The organism is Thalassospira lohafexi (assembly GCF_002844275.1).
Classification (GTDB): domain Bacteria; phylum Pseudomonadota; class Alphaproteobacteria; order Rhodospirillales; family Thalassospiraceae; genus Thalassospira; species Thalassospira lohafexi.
Window position 1 is genome coordinate 122,997 of the sequence record NZ_NXGX01000004.1, and the last position, 21,403, is coordinate 144,399.

At 53.7% G+C, this 21,403-nt stretch carries 22 protein-coding genes; 10 read left to right on the plus strand and 12 right to left on the minus strand.

What is annotated here, in order from left to right; translation table 11 throughout:
* Positions 1-64: 64 nt before the first annotated feature.
* The 3 genes from COO92_RS10380 to COO92_RS10390 all read right to left on the minus strand — a co-directional run bounded on the left by COO92_RS10380 (position 65) and on the right by COO92_RS10390 (position 2,452).
* Positions 65-670, minus strand: coding sequence for a TRAP transporter small permease subunit (locus COO92_RS10380; RefSeq protein WP_101301928.1), 606 nt, complete (start codon positions 668-670; stop codon positions 65-67).
* A gap of 157 nt (positions 671-827) precedes the next feature.
* Complete coding sequence (locus tag COO92_RS10385; protein WP_022734042.1) at positions 828-1,856, minus strand: TRAP transporter substrate-binding protein; 1,029 nt, start codon at positions 1,854-1,856, stop codon at positions 828-830.
* Positions 1,853-2,452, minus strand: a complete 600-nt coding sequence (locus COO92_RS10390) for a gluconokinase (RefSeq protein WP_101301930.1) — start codon at positions 2,450-2,452, stop codon at positions 1,853-1,855. Before COO92_RS10390 ends, COO92_RS10385 begins: the two co-directional genes overlap by 4 nt.
* Positions 2,453-2,617: 165 nt before the next feature.
* Here COO92_RS10390 and gntR point away from each other — a divergent pair, with 165 nt between their 5' ends.
* Together gntR and COO92_RS10400 are read left to right on the plus strand one after the other, a co-directional pair.
* On the plus strand, positions 2,618-3,643 hold the full coding sequence (gntR, locus tag COO92_RS10395) for an HTH-type transcriptional regulator GntR (protein WP_101301932.1): 1,026 nt from the start codon (positions 2,618-2,620) through the stop codon (positions 3,641-3,643).
* A 20-nt stretch (positions 3,644-3,663) separates the two neighbouring features.
* Positions 3,664-4,053 (plus strand): hypothetical protein, encoded by a 390-nt coding sequence (locus COO92_RS10400; protein ID WP_101301933.1) that lies wholly within the window; start codon positions 3,664-3,666, stop codon positions 4,051-4,053.
* Between the two features lie 14 nt (positions 4,054-4,067).
* Here the strand turns inward: COO92_RS10400 and COO92_RS10405 are convergent, their stop codons facing one another.
* Both COO92_RS10405 and COO92_RS10410 read right to left on the minus strand, forming a co-directional pair.
* The gene (locus COO92_RS10405) at positions 4,068-4,634 is read right to left on the minus strand and encodes an IMPACT family protein (protein WP_240626400.1); all 567 of its coding nucleotides are present in this window, start codon (positions 4,632-4,634) and stop codon (positions 4,068-4,070) included.
* 56 nt (positions 4,635-4,690) lie between these two features.
* Entirely contained in the window at positions 4,691-5,434 is a 744-nt protein-coding gene (locus COO92_RS10410) for a sulfite exporter TauE/SafE family protein (protein WP_101301936.1), read from the minus strand.
* A gap of 368 nt (positions 5,435-5,802) precedes the next feature.
* On the opposite strand from COO92_RS10410, the gene COO92_RS10415 reads away from it, so the two are divergent.
* Both COO92_RS10415 and COO92_RS10420 read left to right on the plus strand, forming a co-directional pair.
* A complete protein-coding gene (locus COO92_RS10415) occupies positions 5,803-7,185 on the plus strand; it encodes a class II 3-deoxy-7-phosphoheptulonate synthase (RefSeq protein WP_101301938.1) in 1,383 nt (460 codons plus the stop codon).
* A gap of 320 nt (positions 7,186-7,505) precedes the next feature.
* On the plus strand, positions 7,506-7,991 hold the full coding sequence (locus tag COO92_RS10420) for a hypothetical protein (protein WP_101301940.1): 486 nt from the start codon (positions 7,506-7,508) through the stop codon (positions 7,989-7,991).
* 103 nt (positions 7,992-8,094) lie between these two features.
* Here the strand turns inward: COO92_RS10420 and COO92_RS10425 are convergent, their stop codons facing one another.
* Genes COO92_RS10425 through COO92_RS10435 form a run of 3 tightly spaced genes read right to left on the minus strand, consistent with a single transcriptional unit; the run spans position 8,095 to position 10,400 of the window.
* The gene (locus COO92_RS10425) at positions 8,095-8,670 is read right to left on the minus strand and encodes a hypothetical protein (RefSeq protein WP_101301942.1); all 576 of its coding nucleotides are present in this window, start codon (positions 8,668-8,670) and stop codon (positions 8,095-8,097) included.
* Between the two features lie 5 nt (positions 8,671-8,675).
* The gene (locus COO92_RS10430; RefSeq protein ID WP_101301944.1) at positions 8,676-10,037 is read right to left on the minus strand and encodes a M48 family metallopeptidase; all 1,362 of its coding nucleotides are present in this window, start codon (positions 10,035-10,037) and stop codon (positions 8,676-8,678) included.
* A gap of 18 nt (positions 10,038-10,055) precedes the next feature.
* A complete protein-coding gene (locus COO92_RS10435; protein ID WP_101301946.1) occupies positions 10,056-10,400 on the minus strand; it encodes a YbjQ family protein in 345 nt (114 codons plus the stop codon).
* A gap of 240 nt (positions 10,401-10,640) precedes the next feature.
* On the opposite strand from COO92_RS10435, the gene COO92_RS10440 reads away from it, so the two are divergent.
* From COO92_RS10440 to cysS, 3 genes are all read left to right on the plus strand, one after another.
* Positions 10,641-12,317: an NAD+ synthase gene (locus tag COO92_RS10440; protein WP_101301948.1), complete on the plus strand. Its 1,677-nt coding sequence runs from the start codon at positions 10,641-10,643 to the stop codon at positions 12,315-12,317.
* Positions 12,318-12,341: 24 nt separating this feature from the next.
* Positions 12,342-13,694: a glutamate--tRNA ligase gene (gene gltX / locus COO92_RS10445; RefSeq protein WP_101301949.1), complete on the plus strand. Its 1,353-nt coding sequence runs from the start codon at positions 12,342-12,344 to the stop codon at positions 13,692-13,694.
* A 68-nt stretch (positions 13,695-13,762) separates the two neighbouring features.
* Positions 13,763-15,139 (plus strand): cysteine--tRNA ligase, encoded by a 1,377-nt coding sequence (gene cysS, locus COO92_RS10450; protein ID WP_101301951.1) that lies wholly within the window; start codon positions 13,763-13,765, stop codon positions 15,137-15,139.
* 87 nt (positions 15,140-15,226) lie between these two features.
* On the opposite strand, the gene COO92_RS10455 is transcribed toward cysS, so the two are convergent.
* Together COO92_RS10455 and COO92_RS10460 are read right to left on the minus strand one after the other, a co-directional pair.
* The gene (locus tag COO92_RS10455) at positions 15,227-15,622 is read right to left on the minus strand and encodes a carboxymuconolactone decarboxylase family protein (protein WP_101301952.1); all 396 of its coding nucleotides are present in this window, start codon (positions 15,620-15,622) and stop codon (positions 15,227-15,229) included.
* Complete coding sequence (locus tag COO92_RS10460) at positions 15,619-15,993, minus strand: MerR family transcriptional regulator (RefSeq protein ID WP_101301954.1); 375 nt, start codon at positions 15,991-15,993, stop codon at positions 15,619-15,621. Before COO92_RS10460 ends, COO92_RS10455 begins: the two co-directional genes overlap by 4 nt.
* A gap of 220 nt (positions 15,994-16,213) precedes the next feature.
* Between COO92_RS10460 and COO92_RS10465 the strand changes: the two genes are divergently transcribed.
* From COO92_RS10465 to COO92_RS10475, 3 genes are all read left to right on the plus strand, one after another.
* A complete protein-coding gene (locus COO92_RS10465; protein WP_101301956.1) occupies positions 16,214-17,164 on the plus strand; it encodes an aldo/keto reductase in 951 nt (316 codons plus the stop codon).
* Positions 17,165-17,177: 13 nt separating this feature from the next.
* The gene (locus COO92_RS10470; protein ID WP_101301958.1) at positions 17,178-17,894 is read left to right on the plus strand and encodes a DUF6064 family protein; all 717 of its coding nucleotides are present in this window, start codon (positions 17,178-17,180) and stop codon (positions 17,892-17,894) included.
* Positions 17,895-18,030: 136 nt separating this feature from the next.
* A complete protein-coding gene (locus COO92_RS10475) occupies positions 18,031-19,314 on the plus strand; it encodes an MFS transporter (protein WP_101301959.1) in 1,284 nt (427 codons plus the stop codon).
* An 8-nt stretch (positions 19,315-19,322) separates the two neighbouring features.
* Here COO92_RS10475 and COO92_RS10480 read toward each other — a convergent pair whose 3' ends face one another.
* Together COO92_RS10480 and COO92_RS10485 are read right to left on the minus strand one after the other, a co-directional pair.
* On the minus strand, positions 19,323-19,979 hold the full coding sequence (locus COO92_RS10480; protein ID WP_101301961.1) for a LysE family translocator: 657 nt from the start codon (positions 19,977-19,979) through the stop codon (positions 19,323-19,325).
* Between the two features lie 158 nt (positions 19,980-20,137).
* On the minus strand, positions 20,138-21,385 hold the full coding sequence (locus COO92_RS10485; protein ID WP_101301962.1) for a class II aldolase: 1,248 nt from the start codon (positions 21,383-21,385) through the stop codon (positions 20,138-20,140).
* Positions 21,386-21,403: the final 18 nt, after the last annotated feature.

The window sequence follows — 21,403 nt, forward strand, 5'->3', positions numbered from 1 at the left end:
CTGTCGCACCGATCAGATGGGTGACCGTGCAATGACTGATGGGGGTATCAACTTGAAACGGGTGTCATTCTTTCGCGGTCGCGGGCATGACAGGCGTTTTGCGGACATAATTGATGGTATGTATCAGAAACTGAACCACCAGCAGGATCAGGATTACCAGCAAGAACAGTTTCAGTATGCCCGGATAGGGAGCGTTAAACGCACTGCCTGTGGTTTCAAAATGAATGTCACCTGTCGGGGTGAGTGTTGCGCGTTTGACCATGAGCCATGCCGCCCAGGCAAAGAAACCCGATGCCGTCATGCAGACAATCGAAATGGCGACATCAAGGGATTTGCGCATTTTCGGCCCGACAATGTCATAGAAAATGACAACCCGGATATGTTTGTCACGCGCGGCACAATAAAGCCCGCCGAACACAAAGCCGATGGCAGACAGGAAGGTCGTGGTTTCATGGACCCACAGGGTGGGGCTGTTGAAAACATGACGCATGAAAATTTCAAAAATCAGAATGCCCATGGCAAGTATGAAGCCATAGGCAAAAACCGAACTAACCTTATCCACTGCGTGACCCATCAGGCCGGAAACTTCCGGAAACTGTTCGGGGAGTGCATCAGGTACGATGCTTGCGGGGATATCACTATGTGTCGGGTCTACAGGGCTGACAGCCATATTCAGCATTCCTTGCGATGCGGTGAATACAATCCGGCAACAGGGAGGACCTCGTCACCCGGTATCGTCTCTTATACAGGATGCGGCCGGATTGTATTCAAGTCGTTACCGGCGGACATGATCCATGCCGCCGGTAAACCATCTTGTGATCAAAAGATTAGATCATGCCCTGTGCGGTCAGGTATTTGACCAGGGTGTCATAAACGCGCTGTGCGTCTTCTGAACGTGCTGCCACTTTTTCCCACTGGCTGGTGGCAATCTGGCGGAATTTGGCACGCTCTTCGGCAGACCAGTTATGGATGGTGACACCACCGTCTTTACGGGCAGCAGCAACAGCTTCCATGTCTTTCATCGCAAGACGTGCGTCCATGTCATGGGCAAGATCACGGATGGACATTTCCAGGATGGCCTGGAGGTCTGCTGGCATCGAATCCCATTTGGTCTTGTTGACAGAAACTTCCAGCATCGGCATGGAATGGAAGCCCGGATAGACAGGATGTTTGGCAATGTCATGCAGGCCCATCGCCTGGTTGGTCGAGAACACGGTCGCATCGGCCGCGTCGATCACTTTTTTATCAAGCGAGGTAAAGACTTCGGACTGCGGGATATTCACCGGCGAAGCACCAGCTGCGGCAAATACCTGCTGTACCATGCCTTCCGGGGCGCGCATTTTCAGGCCCTTAAGATCGGCAACGCCATCAAGCGGGACCGATGATACAAAGGCTTCGAGACCCGGAGTAACGGCACCGATGAACTGCAAACCACGTGGGTTCAAAAGGCTGTTCATCAGTTCTTTGCCGCCGCCATATTCGACGAAACGCAGCATTTCAGATGGTGCAGACCATGCACCGACCGGGTTTGCAATCAGGCCGAAAGCCGGATCTTTGCCGGAGAAATAGCTGGTATCGGTGATGTGGCCGTCAAGAATGCCGGCTGCGATGGCATCCTGTGTTTCGGCATGTTCAACGATCGAGTTGACCGGAAGCATTTCAACTTCAACACGGCCACCGGTCATAACGCCAACGCGTTTGGCCCAGTCCTGTTCCAATTCAAAGTTTGGAACGCCAGCAGAGTCACTCGACTGCATTTTAAGGGTGAATTCCTGCGCATTGGCCGAAAACGGGGCCGCTGCAATCAGGCTGGCAACAAAGGTTGCTCCTACGAGCGATTTAAGGGTCTTGGTCATGTATCTTCTCCCTGGAATACCGGTTTTCCGGCGGTGTTTTCTTTGACAAAGGAAGGACTGCTGTTTTCGCTGGCCTTTAAACGTTCGGTGACCGTGGCAACAACAGTATCGATCGGGGCATCTATCGAGACAGTCACGCAGTTCTCGTCCGGCCCCGGCGGTTCGAGGACTGCAAGCTGACTGTCTAGCAGTGCGGACGGCATGAAATGTCCTACCCGGCTTTCAAGCCGTGTCTGGATCACATCACGTGTGCCGTCCAAAAACACAAAAGTCGCCGGGCTGAGTTCCCGGCTCAAAAAATCGCGGTAGCTTTGCTTGAGCGCAGAACAGGCGATAAAAACGGTGTCTGAACACAGGTCCGACGCACGGGCGTCTGCCTTTGCACGGGCCGCATCGGCAACCGCGGCTAGCCATGGCCAGCGCATGTCATCGGTAAGCGGTTTGCCGCTGCGCATATGTTCGACGTTTTCAATCGGATGATGATCGTCGGCATCAAGCCACTGGCTGCGGGTTGCCTTCGCAACGCGCCGTGCGATTTCGGTTTTTCCCGACCCCGAGACGCCCATAACAACGACATAGCTGATCTGCCGATCCATCAAGATATTTCCGCCCGACTCTTTTTTATCAGGGCAGCTTTACGCTTTTGTTTGCCCTATTGTTTGCGATGTTAGCGCTAACATAATGTTAGCGCTAACATCGAGTCAACAGCCTAATTCACAAGAGACTTGTCCATTATCAAAAGACGTAATAAATGTAAGGGTATGAGGAAACGCAAAGGGGCCGGGCGGCCAACAATTGCTGATGTTGCCAACAAGGCCGGGGTCAGCACCATCACCGTTTCACGCGCCTTGCGCGATCCCGCGATGGTGTCCGATCACCTGCGCCGTAAAATCAACAATGCGGTGCGAAAACTCAATTATGTGCCCCATTCGCATGCCAGTGCGCTGGCATCAACCCGGTCCAATATTATCGGTGTGATCGTGCCGTCGCTGACCAACAACGTCTTTGCCGAAAGTTTGCGCGCGATTTACGACGCGTTCGGTCAGGGCGCGTTTCAGGTTCAACTGGGCAACTCGCGCTACGTCCCGGCAGAAGAAGAACGACTGGTGCGCACCTTTTTGGGCCAGCGCCCGTCGGCGATGATTGTTGCCGGAACCGATCAAACGGATGTGACCCGCCAATTGTTGGAAAATGCCGAATGTCCGGTGGTGCAAATCATGGATGTTGGCGATGACCCGATTGATATGATTGTTGGCTTTTCGCATTTTGAGGGCGGTAAGGCCGCGGGGGTTCATCTGGTGCAGCAAGGCTATAAGCGCATTGGTTTCCTCGGTGCGCGTATGGACCCAAGGTCATATCGCCGTCTTGAAGGATTTAAGGAAGCCCTTCAGTTCGGGGGGCGCTATGACCCTGATCTGATTATGACCACCACCGTATCATCAAGTGTTTCACTTGGTGCTGAACTGATCGCACAGTTTTGCGCCCGACGTCCGGATCTGGACGCGGTTTTTTGTAACAATGATGACATGGCGCTTGGTGCCTTGTTCGGCTGCCAGAAGGCCGGGCTTTCAATTCCCGACGACATCGGGATTATCGGGTTTAACGATCTGGAAATGATGGCGGCGGCCCACCCATCGCTGACCTCAATCCGCACCGATCGCTATGCGATTGGCCGACATGCGGTTGAAATGATTCAATCCGTCCTTTCGGGCGAAACCCCGGACAAAAAGATTGTCGATCTCGGATTTGAATTACAGGTCCGCCAAAGCACGTCACGTGCGAAGTAGTATGAGAGCTATCTGGTGTGATGGTCGGAAAGACACTTTTAAGTTGTGGCATCATGATGTTGTTGAGTGCTTGCCTGCATTCACCCGTTGAAATTCGGGATGACCCGATCGGTCCCACGTGGCCCTACACATGGTATTGGAAGGCAAAGAAAGACGGCAACGGCACCGTGAATAGTTCCGTCGAGGCAATCACATTTTCAGGCCGTGATTTTGTCACTGTTCGCCATCATCATGTTCCGCTTGACGAGCCATTGCCTACCGATGTTGTTGCTTTGGCTGAAAAATACTGTGCGCGTCTAGACAAGTACGCGATACCGAGAGATATATCTCACCGATATTCGAATTCGGCGGCGTTTCTGTGTTTGACCCAAGACGAGTTGGACAACTTTGAGCCACTGAAAGTGAACTGATTTCGCGACCAAAGCTAAGGAAGCGGAAACCGTTCGGCAAGTTCGCAAAGTATTTCGCGTGGTCCGGCGATTTTGATACGTGTGCCTGTGGTGTCAAATTGCCGGTCCAGCACCGTGATCCCATCCTGACCACAGGCTTGTTCGAGTGTTCCGGCATCGGAAAATTCGGCAAAAAGCTCAGCTTCGCCTTGCGGGATGTAATCGATAATCTCGGCTTCGCTACAGGCGGCATTGGCCGCACCGCTATAGGCGCGCACAAGCCCGCCCGTACCAAGTTTTGTGCCGCCGAAATAACGCGTAACAATGACCGCGACATTGATCAGGTCGCGTCCTTGCAAGACCTTAAGGCACGGAACACCCGATGTGCCGGATGGTTCGCCGTCATCCTTGCCATGTTCAATTAGCTGTTCTTCATCATTGAGATAACGATAGGCCGTGACATGGTGATTGGCTTTGGGGTGAAGACTGCGCAGTTCACCGACGCGCGTTGCAAGGTCTTCGTAGAAAACCAGCTCGGCCAGAAAACGTGATTTCTTTTCTTCGGTTTCGGCATATGCCGGTCGGGCGATTGTTTTCATCATGCGTTGATAGCAAAGCCTTGGCAGGATCGCTAGTAAGGTGTCGCTAGAAGATAGTGCTAAAGAGTCGCGTACTTACCAATCAGCATCACGCCAAAAATGATCAGCATGACCAGAACGACCTTGCGGAAGGTGGCGGCATCCATGCGGTTACGCACGATGCCGCCGAGTTTGGTCCCCAAAAACACCGGTATCAGTCCGGCAAGCGATATCCAGACAGAATCAAGTGTCATCAGCCCCAGACGCGATAGGCCAAAGGCCATGACGATGCTTGATAAGCTAAAGGAAATGTTGATCGCCTGAATGAAGCGTTTCGGATCAAGCCGGACCGACAATAGAAATGGCAAAACCGGCATAACCTGTGACCCGGTAATGCCATTGACCAATCCGGTGGCAAAGCCCGAAATCGGGGCAATGTGGTCGGCAACGCGATCTGACATCGGGCGGCCAGGGCGCAATAGCGTAAACACCCCGTAATTCATCAGCACCAGCCCCAATATGGCCCCCGCCATCAGGCCATCAACCATTTCAAGCACAGCAAGCCCGATCAGAAGGCCGGGAATGGTCGCCAGAAACATCGGCCAGAAGCGACTGACGGTTTCGCGGAAGTGTCCGGCCTGCACCATGATAATGCTGTTGCTGACCAAGGATGGAATGATCACAAGCGGCATGGCGGCCTTTAAGCCGATGCCAAGTGCCAGAATTGGCAGGGCTGATGTCGAGAACCCCAAGCCCGTTGCACCCTTTACGAATGCCGCAATAAAATAGGCGCAGGCAATAATGGCAATTGTTTCTATGGACATCGGGTTTCCGAATGATGGTGGCTGGCGCGGCGCAGTGTGCCCTTTATCTTTGCGATGCGCAAATGGTCTGATGATTGCGGATCGGCGGATTCGCACATACATCAATGTGAGGACCAAGAGGCAATCGGCGACCACCCCATCGCAAATTTCTGGTTTTGAGTGGAATTTTGCGTGAATTTTATGTGTCTTGGCAAAAAATTGCGGGTTTTTATCATCCTTAAGTCGAGAAGGGGTGGAAATGCAGCGGTAAAACCCGTATCAAGTTTGGCCCGGTTAAATGACCGACGGCACGGCGGAATTCCGCTGGCGAAGTGGATTTGTGTTATAATGCGGCATGACAATGATCATGCACGATTGAGAGGAAGCAAATGAGCAAGAGCTGGAGCATTGATAGCTGGCGCAACCTGCCTGTAAAGCAGATGCCGACTTATCCGGATGCACAGGCCCTCGGGGCCGTAGAGCAAGAGCTCGGCAGCTATCCTCCTTTGGTATTTGCTGGCGAAGCACGCGCGTTGAAAGAAAAGCTTGGTGCGGTTGCAGAAGGCAAGGCCTTCCTGCTGCAGGGCGGCGATTGCGCCGAGAGCTTTAAGGAATTTCACCCCAACAACATCCGCGACACATTCAAGGTGATGTTGCAGATGGCGGTTGTTCTGACCTATGGCGCAGCATGCCCGGTGGTCAAGGTCGGGCGCATGGCCGGTCAGTTTGCCAAACCGCGTTCGGCCGATACTGAAACCATCAATGGTGTTGAACTGCCAAGTTACCGTGGTGACAACATTAACGGGATTGAGTTCACGCCAGAAGCCCGCATTCCGGATCCGCAGCGCCAGATCCGTGCCTATAACCAATCGGCATCGACGTTGAACCTTCTGCGTGCGTTTGCACAAGGGGGCTTTGCCGATCTGAGTAAGATCCACCGTTGGAACCTGTCGTTTGTTGATGGCAGCCCGGCTGGTGAGCGCTACAGCAAGATGACCACCCAGATTGATGAAGCGGTTGCCTTCATGCAGGCGTGCGGTATTACCGCGGAAACAGCACCGCAGATGCGCGAAACCGATTTCTATACCTCCCACGAGGCGCTTTTGCTGGGCTATGAGCAGGCATTGACCCGTCAGGACAGTCTGACTGGGGATTGGTACGACTGTTCGGCGCACATGCTGTGGATCGGGGACCGGACGCGTAAGGCCGACGAGGCTCATGTCGAATTCTTGCGCGGTGTGAACAACCCGATCGGCATGAAATGCGGCCCGACGATGGACGAGGATGATTTGATCCGTCTGATCGATATTCTGAACCCGAAAAACGAAGCTGGTCGTTTGACCCTGATTGCCCGCATGGGCGCAGAGAAGGTCAATGATCATCTGCCGCGTCTGGTCAAGCGTGTTAAGGCTGAAGGCCGCAAGGTGGTTTGGTCGTGCGATCCGATGCATGGCAACACGATCAAGGCCACCAACGGCTATAAAACCCGTCCGTTCGATGCGATCCTGTCGGAAGTGAAATCATTCTTTGACGTGCATAAAGCCGAAGGAACCCATGCCGGTGGTGTTCATTTTGAAATGACCGGAACCGATGTAACCGAGTGCATCGGTGGGGCACGTGAAGTCACCGTCGACAGCCTGTCGGATCGTTATCATACCCATTGCGACCCGCGCCTGAATGGCGGGCAGGCATTGGAACTGGCGTTCCTGATGGCTGAGATGATCAAACAGGAACGCGATGATGCGCGTGAGCTGCTTGCGGCTTCTGCCTGATCTGTCTTGGGATTGATGTATTTTGGCAAGGGCGTCCGGGAAACCGGGCGCCTTTGTTTTGTCGGGATGGCACATGGTGGACCGGCGTTTGGTACTTGGTACTGATGAGGTCCATGACATCCTTTAGACGTCAACTTTGAGGTTAGAACACGTTTTACGTGATTTTGTTGGTCTTCATTCGATTGAAAAACAGCAAATCCGCATCAATTGACGCCGATTGTTTCATTTTACCTCTACCCAACGGCATCGAATATTCTTAAGTATAGACAAATACAGGCTAATACCTGATGGATATTAGGGATTGAGGGTCGCACATAAATATGACGGATGAAGCGGATTTTGCTGCGTGGCAGAAAAAGGTTGAGGGAACGAATATTTCCTCCACGACGCTTTTGGCGACCGATTATCTGAATCACTTCAACGAAATCGTCATGTTGCTCGAAATGGTCCCTGACATGCCTGACATGATCGAGGATTGCAAAGAGTGGGCACCCAAAAGCTATCAGGATCATTTCCGCGATAGTGCGTTTTCCGACCGCGAACTGGCGATTGAGGCCTATGATCATGTGCCAAGCCGGTTCCGCGATCCATTTGAAGAAACCATTAATCACCTCAATACGATTGTCGGCCACGCCAATACGCAGCTTGATGCGATCATTGCTGAGGGCAACGAGGAACTGCTGCGTGAAACCGCCAATGCGGTCACCAAATCGCTGCAACGGTTCATGGATGTTGCCAGCGGGATCATCCATGGATCGGCCAAAACCATGAGCCAGGACGAAATCGACGCTGCACTGGATTTGTAGCTTTCACGGTTCCCACCAAAATCACATCGAAGACAAGACAAAACCGGGGCCACTGATGCCGCCCCGGTTTGCTTGATGTGTCTTGTTTCGGTGTCAATCGAGCCTAATTGGCCATATCGGCCAATTCACTATCCAAACGTTTGATTTCCGATTGCAGTAACGGCAAGACGTCTTGACGGGCCGTAGCAACGATTGTTGTCATTTTTTCCATGGCTTTGCGGGCATAGCCATTTGCATTCTGCTGCATGAACAAAATGGTCATCTGTGCTTCGATATCGCCATAAAAGCGGCGCACACCGGTCAGAACTTTTGGGTTTACCTCAAGCGTGCGGTCGGAATAGCGCATGGTTTGCCAAACCATATCGTCGAGTTTGTGGGCTTCGCGCGGAGCTAGCGTTTGGGCGTGCCACGTCATCGGGGCCTCTGGATAATTGGCGATCCATGTTTCGACCTTTTCGATATTGTCACCAAACTCAGCTTCGAGCGATTTTTCCAGATTGCTGACATCGGACATCGTCTGATACCGATCAAAGTCAACGGCGATCTGGAAACCCGCAAAACTTGCCAGATACACACCGATAACCGTAGATGCCAAAATGACGCATTGGGTGAGCCAAAACTCGATGTTCGGGCGACCACTTACGCTTAGGAAGCGGAAGGGGAAAAGAAATCCACGCATGGGTATCAGTCTTTCGTGGTTGTGAGGCTAAATTTACGGCCTTCCTCACGCGCGCTTTCCGGGATTTCACCGGTACGCACAAGGAAGTCTTCGAAGGCTTCTTCCAGGTCGACAGGTTCGCCCATCGGAAGGTTTTGGTCGCGGGCCATTTTATACAGCCGGTCAACCCGGTCCTGGGGGTGCGGGTGGGTTGCCAGATAATCCATCACACTGTGCCCGCCCTGCATGTTGCCGAGCTTTTCAAACGTTCGGGCAACTTCACCAACATGGCCGTATTTAGCCATCAAAATCTTGAGGCTCCAATTATCGGCATCAAGTTCCTGACTGCGTGAATAATCAAGGTCGGTCAGCAATTTTGGCCAACCGGCAATCCAGGTGGTCAAAACCGCATCGGTCTGAAACATCATGGCTGACAGGGCAACGCCAACAACTTCGCGACCCAATCCTTCAAGGTGATCGCGCCCGTTGTAATGGCCGATTTCATGACCAAGGATCGACAGCAGTTCATTTTCACTTTCGACCAGATCAATCATGCCCGTATGAACAAGGATCAATCCGCCGGGAAGGGCCGCAGCATTTGGTGTCGGATCGGGAACGATCACGACGTCAAAATCATAGGCCGCCGCCGGACCAAGAGCCGTTTTGGGGATCGAATTGATGAGATCAACCAGATAGTTTTCCGCCAGACTGCGGTCGTCTGCCGTGCGATGATGGTTGATCAGCTCGGGTTCAAGCTGCGACCAGATGGCAACTTCGTCCTCGACCGAGATTTCATGGCTGGCCCATTCGACCAACAGGCCGCTGGCCGCATAAATTCCCCAGCAAATCAGAAGAAATGCCGTGCTTGCCGACAGGAATTCGATGAGCAGGTTGCGGTGGCTAATATTGACCCCGTCATCGGGCAGCGCGGATGGAAAGCCGCCCTTTGGTCGATGATCGGTATAAAGGGCGGTGCCAGATACAATCATTTCGATCATGCCGCGACTTAGTTGTGTGGAATCAAACCGAATACCGATAATATGGCTGGCACCCTTGGCGTTGGTGCGCAGGCGCAACATGGCCTCGCGTTTGGCGCGGGTTATCGATGCTTCATGCGCACTAAGGCGCCCGCCGACAAAAATGCGCAAACGTGCCAGAAGATTGCGAAAACGATCTTCGGCAATCACGACTTTGCCGGTTACCATGGCAGTGTCGTGCAGTTTTATGTCACCGGGAATGTTGCTTCCTGAATCAAGAACCTGCCGGGGCAGTAACGATTCATCGCGTTTTAGCGCGCGGTCATGTACCCCATCGGCCACGCGGCCGGTCAGATAGGCAATTCCGATCAGGATGGTCAGCAAAATTCCCGGAAGAATGACTTCTTCCATTTTTGGGAATCCTAACCGTTATTTCAGGCGAACAGCAGTGCCATAGGCAAAGATTTCAGCCGCTTTATAGGCAACCTGTGACGTGGCAAAATGCACATCAACAACGGCATCTGCATCAAGCTTTTTGGCCTGTTCGAGCATGCGGCTGGTCGCTTCGCTCTGCGCGTCGTCGAGAAGACGGGTATAGGAGCGTACTTCACCACCAAACAGGTTTTTGAATGCGGCAAAAATATCAAACAGGAAGTTGCGGCTTCTGACCGAACTGCCAAAAACAATGCCAAGGTTTTCGGAAGCTTCGCGTCCGGGGATATAGGAAACGGTGACGGCGGGCATAGGTGCCGTTGAATTTTTGGTGGTGCTCATGTGTTTGCTCGTATTTTAAATTTTGATTTTTTGTGCGCTGCATTTTACAGCGCGGGCAATAGAGCGATATTTGATCGATTTTGCAAGTCATTATCAATTAGGGTTTGCTGATCCAAGGCGTTTAAACACAATGACTTGACCCGATTTTGGGTGAAATTTTACCGGCATTGCAAGTTTGGAACAGGCGATATTCGTTATTCGGCAATTGACAGCACGCGGGGGGGCTCCTATTCCAACATCATGACAAATATGCTTGCCATTGCGATTGCCCAGCTCAACCCGATTGTCGGTGATGTAACCGGTAACCGGGACAAGGTTGTGGCGGCCTGGGAAACTGCGGCTGATCAGGGCGCGGATATCGTTTTGTATTCTGAACTGGTTCTGTCGGGCTATCCGCCCGAGGATCTGGTGATGAAGCCTGCGTTCATGCGCCATCTGCGCGACGCGGTGGATACGATTTGCTCCCATACGGCCAAACGCACCAATGGTCCGGCATTGCTGTTGACGACACCATGGGACATTGATGGCACACGCTTTAATGCAGTTCTTCTGATCGAGCAGGGCAAGATTGTTGACGTCCGGGCCAAGCAGGACCTGCCGAACTATGGCGTGTTTGATGAAAAGCGGGTTTTTGCCGCCGGTCCCATGCCCGAGCCGATTTCATTCAAGGGCGTCAAAATTGGCGTGCCAATCTGTGAAGATGTCTGGACGCCCCATGTGGTGGCCCATCTTGCCAAGGCTGGGACCGAGATTTTCCTCGTGCCCAACGGATCACCGTTTGAGGCCGACAAGGGGGGCTTGCGTCGTCAACTGATTGCAGACCGCGTCGGTGAAACCGGCGCGCCGATGATCTATTGCAACGAAGTGGGTGGTCAGGACGAGCTGGTTTTTGATGGCGGATCGTTTGGTTTGAACGGGGATGGATCGCTTGGCGTTGCATTGCCGTGCTTTGCCGAGGGGGTTGTCACATCAAACTGGGTCAAGGGCGATGATGGCACATGGGCCTGTGCGTCCGATGCACCCAAGGCTGCACACCCGACCGGCCTTGATGCGATTTATCAGACCCTTGTTCTGGGCTTGCGTGATTACGTCAATAAAAATGGTTTTCCCGGTGTTGTCATTGGCATGTCGGGCGGGATCGACAGTGCGTTGTCGGCCGCGGTTGCGGTTGATGCGCTGGGATCGGATCGCGTGCGGCTGGTGATGATGCCGTCACCTTATACCTCGGCTGATAGCCTTGAGGATGCCGAACTGTGTGCCGGTATGCTGCGAACAGGGATCGAAAGCATTAATATCGGTCCGGCAATGGGCGCGTTTGATCAAATGCTAGCCCCGGCATTTGAAGGACGTGATCCTGATATTGCCGAAGAAAACATTCAGGCCCGTTCGCGCGGGATGATCCTCATGGCGCTTTCAAACAAGTTTGGCCACATGGTGCTGACGACCGGTAATAAGTCGGAAATGTCGGTCGGCTATGCGACACTGTATGGCGACATGTGCGGTGGCTATTCTGTTTTGAAAGACCTTTATAAGACGACCGTGTTTGACCTGTGCCATTGGCGCAATGAAAATACACCGGCTGGTGCGATGGGCCCGGATGGTATGGTGATCCCCGAACGGATCATTACCAAGCCGCCATCTGCTGAATTACGGCCGGATCAGAAAGACGAAGACAGCCTGCCGCCTTATGATGTTCTTGATGATATTTTGCATCAGATGATTGAAGGTGAGCGGTCTGTACGCGATATCGTGGATAGCGGTCATGACGAGGCGACTGTGCGTCGGGTTTGGCGATTGCTCGATCGGGCGGAATATAAACGCCGTCAGGCCCCGCCGGGGGTCAAGATTACGCCGCGCGCCTTTGGCCGTGACAGACGCTATCCTATTACAAATGGTTTCACGAACCTCGTGACCTGAACCACTTGAACTGAAAAGTTTGAAATGACAAAACCTGTCCTGCGATTTGCACCCAGCCCGACCGGGCTTCTTCATGTCGGGAACGCCCGTGTTGCCCTGATGAACTGGCTTTATGCCCGTAAATCGGGCGGCGAATTCATTCTGCGGTTTGATGACACCGATCCGGTTCGTTCCAAAGACGAATATGTCGATGCCATCCGTGAAGACCTGAGATGGCTTGGCATTGACTGGGACCGTGAAGAACGCCAGTCCCTGCGTCAGGATAAATACGACGCGGCGATCGCTGATCTGAAAAAGCGCGAGTTGCTGTATCCGTGTTACGAGACCGAAGGTGAACTTAACTGGAAACGCAAGGCCGCCCGCCAGCGTCATCAGGCGTTTATCTATGACCGCAAGGCATTGACGCTGAGCGATGATGAAATTGCTGCGCTGGAAGCCGAAGGCCGCAAACCGCATTGGCGTTTCATCCTGACCGACGGCATGGTCGAATGGGATGATTTGGCGCGCGGGGTCTGTTCGTTTGATACCGAACATGTGTCGGACCCGGTTTTGATCCGTGAAGACGGGTCGTTGCTGTATATGCTTGGTTCCGTGGTGGATGACCTTGAAATGGGTGTTTCCCACATCATTCGCGGCGAAGATCATGTGACCAACACCGTGTCGCAGATTTTGCTGTATCTGGCCCTTGGCGGGAAACCCGGTGCGCTTGAATTTGCCCATATGCCGCTTTTGGCGGGGCCTGGCGGATCGCAGCTTTCCAAGCGGTTGGGCAGCCTGTCGCTTCGTGAATTGCGCAATGACGGGTTTGAGGTCGAAGCATTGGTCGGTCTTTTGACCGGTCTTGGCGCGTCCGATAAAATCGAACCGGCAAGCCTGTCTGAAGTGCTTGAGAAATTCGATCTGGATCATTACGGGCGTTCAACCCCGAAATTCGATCCGGCCGAATTGGCCAGCCTGAATGAAAAAGTCATTCATGACATGTCGTTTGAAGCCGCACGGCCCAAACTGATTACTGCGGGTATGGCAACCGCCGATGAGACGTTCTGGAACGCGGTGCGTGGCAATTGCTGGCGCGTGTCAGAGGCACTGGAATGGTGGGATGTGATCCATCAGCCCGTGGTGCCGGAAATTGACGATAAAGATGCCGAGTTCTTAAAACAGGCGGCTGAACTGTTGCCTGACGGCGCGCTTGACGGGACGAGCTGGAAGTCTTGGACGACGGCGGTTAAGGATGCGACTGGTCGTAAGGGCAAGGAATTGTTCATGCCATTGCGCAAGGCGCTGACCGCACGTGAACATGGCCCGGAAATGTCGACCATGCTGGTTCTGATTGGCGGGGATAAAGCACGTAACCGGCTGTGTGGGAAGGCGGTCTAAGCATTCTGCTTTGATCGCCGATAAATGCCTGCATTTAACCCGACACCACAGCCAAACGGACAATTATAATGAACAAGACCCTTCGTATCTTTGACACGCTCACCCGCGAAAAACAGGTGTTTGAGCCGATTGATGCCAATAACGTGCGCCTCTATGTGTGCGGGCCGACGGTGTATGATTACGCCCATGTTGGTAATGCGCGCCCGGTTGTTGTGTTTGATACGCTGGTGCGTGTTTTGCGCCATATCTATCCAAATGTGACCTACGTTCGAAACGTCACCGACGTTGATGATAAAATCAATGCACGCGCCAAAGACAGCGGCGAGACGATTTCTGACATCACCAAACGCACCCATCAGGCCTATCTTGATGATATGGGGGCCTTGAACGCGGCCAAACCCGATATCGAACCGCGTGCGACCGAGCATATCGCTGAAATGATTGCCATGTGCGAAAGCCTGATCGAGCAGGGCTTTGCCTATGCCGCCGAGGGACATGTTCTGTTTTCGGTCGATAAGTTTGATGACTATGGCAAGCTGTCGCGCCGTGATCGTAAGGAAATGATTGCGGGTGCGCGGGTTGAAGTCGCCCCGTACAAGAAAGACCCGGCAGATTTCGTTTTGTGGAAACCGTCTGAGGACGACATTCCGGGCTGGGAAAGCCCATGGGGTCGGGGTCGTCCGGGCTGGCATATTGAATGCTCGGCCATGTCGACGCGTTACTTGGGTGAGAATTTCGACATTCATGGCGGCGGGTCGGACCTTGTATTTCCGCACCATGAAAACGAATTGGCGCAAAGCTGCTGTGCCAATCAGGGGTCGAGCTATGCCAAATACTGGATGCATAACGGCCACCTGATGGTTGAAGGCGAAAAAATGTCCAAGTCTTTGGGCAATTTCGTCACCGTGCATGAGTTGCTTGAAAGCTGGCCGGGGGAAGCAATCCGCCTTGCGATGATCGGTACCCATTATCACCAGCCGATCAACTGGACCGAAGATAACCTGCGTCAGGCTAAGGAATCACTTGATCGGTTCTATACAGCATTGCGTCAAAGTGCCGATGTGACCCCGGAAGATATGCCGGTACCGCGTCTGTTCCTTGAAGCGCTTTGTGATGACCTTAATACGCCACTGGCGATTGCCGAATTCCACAATCTGGTGACCCGGTTCAACAAGGCGGAAAAGAAATACGAGCGTGCGGAAGCCAAGGGTGAAATCCTTGCTGCGGCCAAGTTGCTTGGTATTTTGGAAGCCGACCCGGAAGATTGGTTTACCGGCAGTGCGGGCGAAGACGAAGCCGCCGAGATTGATGATTTGATCGAACAGCGGGCGGACGCCAAAAAGAACAAGGATTTCGCAACCGCCGATAAAATCCGCAATGATTTGCTGGCACGCGGCATTCTGCTGGAAGACTTCAAAGATGGCACGAGCTGGAAACGCGTTTAAGCATCCGGGTTTTCTGAACTGACATACGTAAGGCCGCAGCTTCTTGCTGCGGCCTTTTGTGTTTGCTATGTGATGAGCGCGCTTGGTTCAGGCGGCTTCAGCATCGATTACGTCAAAGCATTCCTGCGCGGCATTCAATCCGTTAATGGCAGCGGGGAGACCACCGTAAATGGCCATCTGCCATATGGCTTCGATAATCTCGGTGCGCGAAGCCCCGGCTGCCAGTGTATGCCGGATATTGACCTGAAGTTGCGGGGCGGTTTGGCCGCCAAGCACGGTCAGGGCGGAAATTGTGCACAGTTGCCGGGTTTTCAGATCAAGCCCCGGACGGGCGTAATGACGGCCATAGGCCCATTCGACAAGGCTTTCGGCAAAGTCGGGAACCAGCGTGTCATACTTTTCAGCCAACTGGCCTTCAAGTGGTGAGTTCAGGGTCGCAACGATGTCACGGCCGGCATCAAGGGCGGATTTTTGGGTGGTCATTTTCGGGGTCCTTTTAACGGGGTACCCGTCGTGTCGTAACTGGCGATTTTGGCATCGAGGACGTCAAGCGTTTCGGTCAAGCTGATTACCCGCTTGGCCAGTGCATCACGATAGGTTTGAAGCAACCGGCGGCGGGCTTCGATGGTGCTGTCACCTTCTGCGCGCAATCGGGCATACAGCACCCGGTCACGGATCGGCATGCCGAGATCCTTTAAACGGCTCAGAAATTCAAGCCACCGCAGAACATCATCGTCATAAGACCGTCGACCACCTCCGTCGCGATGCGACGTTGGCAGAAGGCCGATCTTCTCGTAATACCGTAAGGTGTGAACAGAAAAACCGCTTTTCTCTGCCACTTCGCCAATCATCATGACGGGTACCTTTTTGTGTTGGGTTTATTCAATCCTGCATCAGGCTAAGTGCTAGAGTGTGCTCGAGGTCAAGCATTAATCTGCGCACATCTGGTTTCGCATCACCAGTTGGCATTGGTACGCATTATGCAAGACTGGTTTTCGGTGCGGTTGCGGATGGGCAGATTTTTGCCCAATTCATATGGATGATGGGTGCGCAAACAGTAAGACAGGATGGACCATGTCTGAAATTGATCGTCGAACATTTTTGAAATCGGCCAGTGCGTTCAGTGCCTTGGGCGCTGCGACGGCACTTGGCGGGGCGGGCCCGCTGTGGGCGCAAACAATTGCCGGGCAAAAACGCCCCGATGTGATCCGCAAGGCGATTGCGTCAACCGGTGAAGAAATTCCGGCGGTCGGACTGGGCAGCTGGATCACCTTTAATGTCGGCAATGATATGGAACTGCGCGATCAATGTGCGGACGTGATGTCGGCCTTCTTTTCTGCAGGCGGGCGGATGATTGACAGTTCCCCGATGTATGGATCGTCGCAGGATGTTATCGGCTATGGGCTTGATAAGCTCGGTGCCCGCGATCAGGTCTTTTCAACCGACAAGGTTTGGACGTCGGGCGACGGGATGGAACAGCTTGCCCAGACCGAGGAACGCTGGAACATCAAAAGTTTCGACCTTTTGCAGGTACATAACCTTGTTGGCATAAACGAAAACCTGCCGCTTTTGTTCAAGCTGAAAGACGAAGGTCTTCTGCGTTATGTCGGGGTGACGACGTCACACGGACGGCGCACCGAGGATGTGATGGCGGTGATGAAAAACGAACGCCTTGATTTCGTTCAGGTGACCTACAACCCGATTGACCGCGATGTCGAAGAATACCTGTTGCCGATGGCCTATGATCGCGGGATTGCGGTGATTGTGAACCGCCCGTTTCGAGGCGGCAGCTTAGTTGAAAAACTCGAAGGTGAGCCGCTGCCGGAATTTGCCGCCGAACTGGGGGCAGAAAGCTGGGCACAGCTGATTTTAAAATACCTGATTGCCCATCCGGCGGTGACCTGCCCGATCCCGGCCACCACCAAACCGGCGCATGCAGCCGAAAACATGCGTGCGGCCACGGGGCTTTTACCCGATGACAAAATGCGCGAACAGATCGCGGCTGTGATCGGGGTTCTAATATGAAGGGGGCACGGTCATGAGCGAATGGTGGAGCTATGGCTTGGCCGATTTCCTGCTGTTTTCACCGCGGGTGTATTTCCGGCTGTTTGAAACGATGAATACAACATGGGGGCTGGCGGTGATATCGGCCCTTATTGCCGGGGCCATTGCGGCGGGTTTGGCAATGCGCCATGGCCATCGCGGCAACCGGGTTATTCTGGTGGTGCTCTCGCTGATCTGGGCATGGGTAAGTTACGGGTTTATGTGGCAATACTATCAACCGATCAACTGGGTTGTGCCCTATGTCCTGCCCGGTTTTGTTGCGGAGGTCGCGCTTTTGGCTGTTTTTGCCTCGCGGCCGTTGCCGTTGCGGTTTGGCTGGCGCGGGGATTTTTCATCCATGGTTGGGGCCGCGTTTATCGGCATTGCCTTGGTGGTCTATCCGTTTGTCGGATTGTTCGAAGGACGGGACCTTATGCAGGCCGAGCTGTTTGGCAGTGCGGCAGATCCAACAGCCTTCGGTACGCTTGGTTTTGTTTTGATGGCACGCGGGACCTGGCGATGGCTTTTGGTGCCGGTTCCGTTGATCTGGTGTTTGATTGCCAGTGCCACGTTGTGGGTGATGGATCAGGAAATCGCCGTCGTCCCGCTCATTGCGGTTTGGCTAACGGTCTTTTGCTGCTGGCTTGATCTTAAAAACGGGGTGACGACCCGCCGGATGACGCAGGCAGAACTGGTTGAACCAACTGATTAATTACTGTGTTGTCGTGCTGTATTATCGGTTGATCAAAAGCCCGATGCCGATCATGGTGGACAAGGTGCCAAGCAGTCCGTTGAGCCATCCATAACTCAACGATCTGGCGCCACTGTCATGCGTAAGAGGGCATTCGATGTTTAAGGTTTTGTCTAGTGTCTGGGCGCTTTTGCTTGGGATCGTCCTGATCATGCTGGGCAATGGCATGCATTCGACCCTTATCGGTGTCCGTGGCGGGATCGAAAACTTTTCCTCAGCAGAACTGGCCATTGTCACATCGGCCTATTTTGCCGGCTTTTTGTCGGGTGCGCGCCTGACGCCGGTGATGCTGCGTCGTGTGGGGCATGTGCGTGTTTTTGCCGCTCTTGGCAGCTTCATGTCGGCGGCACTGATTGCCTTCCCCTTATTGACGGAGCCATGGGCGTGGACGCCACTTCGCATTCTTGTCGGGTTTTGCATGTCGGGCATCTATGTCACGGCGGAAAGCTGGCTTAATGATGCCGCGACCAATGAAACACGCGGTAAGGTTCTGTCGGCCTATATGATTGCACAGACGCTGGGCATTATCGGTGCACAGGGGCTTTTGACACTGGGTGATGCCGCGACATCGGTGCTGTTTATTGGGGCCTCGATCCTTGTGTCGGTTTCTTTCGCGCCGATCCTTTTGTCGGTATCCTCGGTTCCGGTGACCGAAGCTGCGAAAGCAATGCCGTTACGCGAATTGTTTGTCGAGGCACCGCTGAGTACTGTCGGGATTTTCCTGCTGGGCAGTGTGTATGCCACGCAATCGGGCATGGGGGCTGTTTTTGGCACCAAGATTGACCTGACCACAGCACAGATCGCGTTGTTTATCGGGATGCTGTTTGCGGGGGCGTTGCTGTTTCAATATCCCATCGGCTGGTTGTCGGACCGGATGGATCGGCGCAAGCTGATCTTTGGTGCGGCGTTAATGGGAGGGATATCCTGTGCACTGGGCTGGATGGCCGGCGATCAGCTTTGGCCCCTGATGGCCGCGGCATTCTTTGCCGGTGGGATGACAACGCCGCTTTACGCATTGTTCTTGGCTTACACCAATGATTTTCTGACGCTTGAGGAAATGCCAGCCGCGTCTGGGGCGCTGGTTCTGACTTTTGGCATTGGGGCTATTTCGGGCCCGCTTGTCACCGGTTGGGCGATGCAGCAGTTCGGTCCATACGCATTCTGGTTGGTGCTTGTTGTAACGTTTGGTGCCATTGCACTTTATGCGCTCTATCGCATGACCAAGCGCGAGGCAATGCCGGCCGATGAGACCGAGAGTTATCTGGGCGTGTTGCCAACAGCGTCACCGATGGCTGTGGAAACCGCAGGCGTGTGGGCCGCAGAACAGGCTGAAGCAGAGGCCGAAGCTGAAACCGAGAAAGAAGATCCGGCGCGGCCCTGACGCCAACTTTATCGATTAAACAGCAACCTGATACCGACCATGGCAAAGAAAACGCCAAGTACCCCGTTGATCCATCCGGCGGCACGCCGGTAAATCGAAATCGCCGGGGCGGTTGAAAAGGCGGTAGCATAGATCAGATGCATGCAGGTTGAAATCATCCCACACCCGATCACGATGGCAGCTCCCACCCAAAGCGGTGCACCATGGGTAAAGCCGATTGAAATGATCGCGATCCAGGTCAGGATTGCCTTTGGATTGGTAAGATGCAATGCCAGCCCGCGCAGGTAATAGCCTTTGCGTGTGATCGGATCGCTTGCCGGAACATCGTCATTTGCACTGGCGGGAACGGGTTTGCGAAAGGCGGTGCGAAATGCGCGATACGACAGCCACAGCAAATAAAGCCCACCAAAAATACGAATGGCGGTCATCGCATCTGCATAGGCTGCCAAGACCGCAGACAACCCGGTCAGGGTTAAAAGTCCGATGGAAAAAGATCCGGTGCCGATGCCCAAGGCGAAGCTTTGCCCCGCAAGGCGTCCGCGATCAAGTGAAACACCCATCAGTCCAAGCAAGGCCGGGCCGGGGCTGACGACGCCAACAAGCAAGGCAAGGTACGATAGCAAAATACCGGGCAGGTATTGTGTAATTTCAGTAAGCTCAGGCATGGGGGCATTCCTGTTTGGCGGTGGTAGTATCAAAGACTATGCCGGTCATTCCCACCTGTCGAGCATGCAAAAAAAGAACCCCCGCCAAAAGGCAGGGGTCAAGGGAGTTTGCTAAGCTTTGGTGTGAAACAAAGGGAAAAACACCGAAGCCGCGGGAGTTATTTCTTCTGAAGTTTTGCCTGTTCAAGCGACCAGTATTCCATATCAAACAGATCGGCCTCGTTGATCGGCTGGAACGTTCCGACTTGTTCGGCGGCATTGATGATGCGTGCAGTTTGCTCGCCAAGGTCGCCTGCGATGCGCGCAGCTTTGTCATTGGCGCCAAGTCCAACAAGACCAAGACCCTTGATCAAGACCATGCGCGGCCAAGCATCAAGCATGACTTTTTCTTCGCTGGCGTTGGGCGCATTGCGGTCGAAATAGGCGCGGTAGCGGGATTTGTAGTCCGCAAGCGCGGATGCGATGTCGTCAAGGCTAGCATCGGCATCAATGATTAGCGGGAATGGTTTAATACGGATCACGTGATCGGGGGTTGCCGTACCGCGTGCCGCGATGGTTTCAAGGTCATCGTTTGACAGATATGTGCGGATCGATGGCGTGCTGCGGAAATCCATTCCGATGGCATCGGCAAAGGGCGATCCGTCAGCACGAAGGGCGGTGCTGAGTTTATCAGCGATGGCCGGATCAAGATCGCGATCTGATGTTTCTGGTCCCGGAAGGGAAATGCCCTTGGCGGCCAGATAATTTTCCGCATCGGTGACGAAATCAATCATACGGTCATAGGATTGTTTGGCGGTATCGCCAAAGGTGAACAATCCATGGTTTTTAAGCCACAGACCTTCGCAGTTGGGAAAGCGATCAAATAGATCAGCACCCGCAATCGACAGGTCGTAACCCGGCATCACATAAGGCAGGAATGCCAGACGGTCGCCGTAGATTTCGCGCATGATGTCTTCGGATTTGTCCTGGTTGGCAAGGGCCAAGACAGCGGTCGAATGGGTGTGGTCGACAAAGTCAAATGGCAGATAGGCGTGCAATAAGGCTTCGACCGATGGGTTTGGCGCGGAGGGGTCCAGAAGGTTGCTGCGCAGAAGGGCAACCATTTCAGAGTCTGACAGCTTTTTTTCTTTGCGTGCGGCATGAAGCGGGGCGAGCTTCACGGCTGGCAAGCCAGGGGCTTCGATGGTTTCAAGATCCCAGCCGCTGCCTTTGACATGCATGATGGCGTTGCTATCGCTGTCGGTTACTTTGACCGATGTATTGCCACCGCCATGCAAAACAAGATCGGCAACCTCGCCAATGATGCGGGATGTATAAACGCGCAAGCCCAATGCTTCGGGTTGACCGGCCGTTTTGGCTTCGTTGGCATAGTGTGCCGCGTCGTTATCGTTCCAAAGGTTTTCCATCGGGCTGTATCCGTAAAT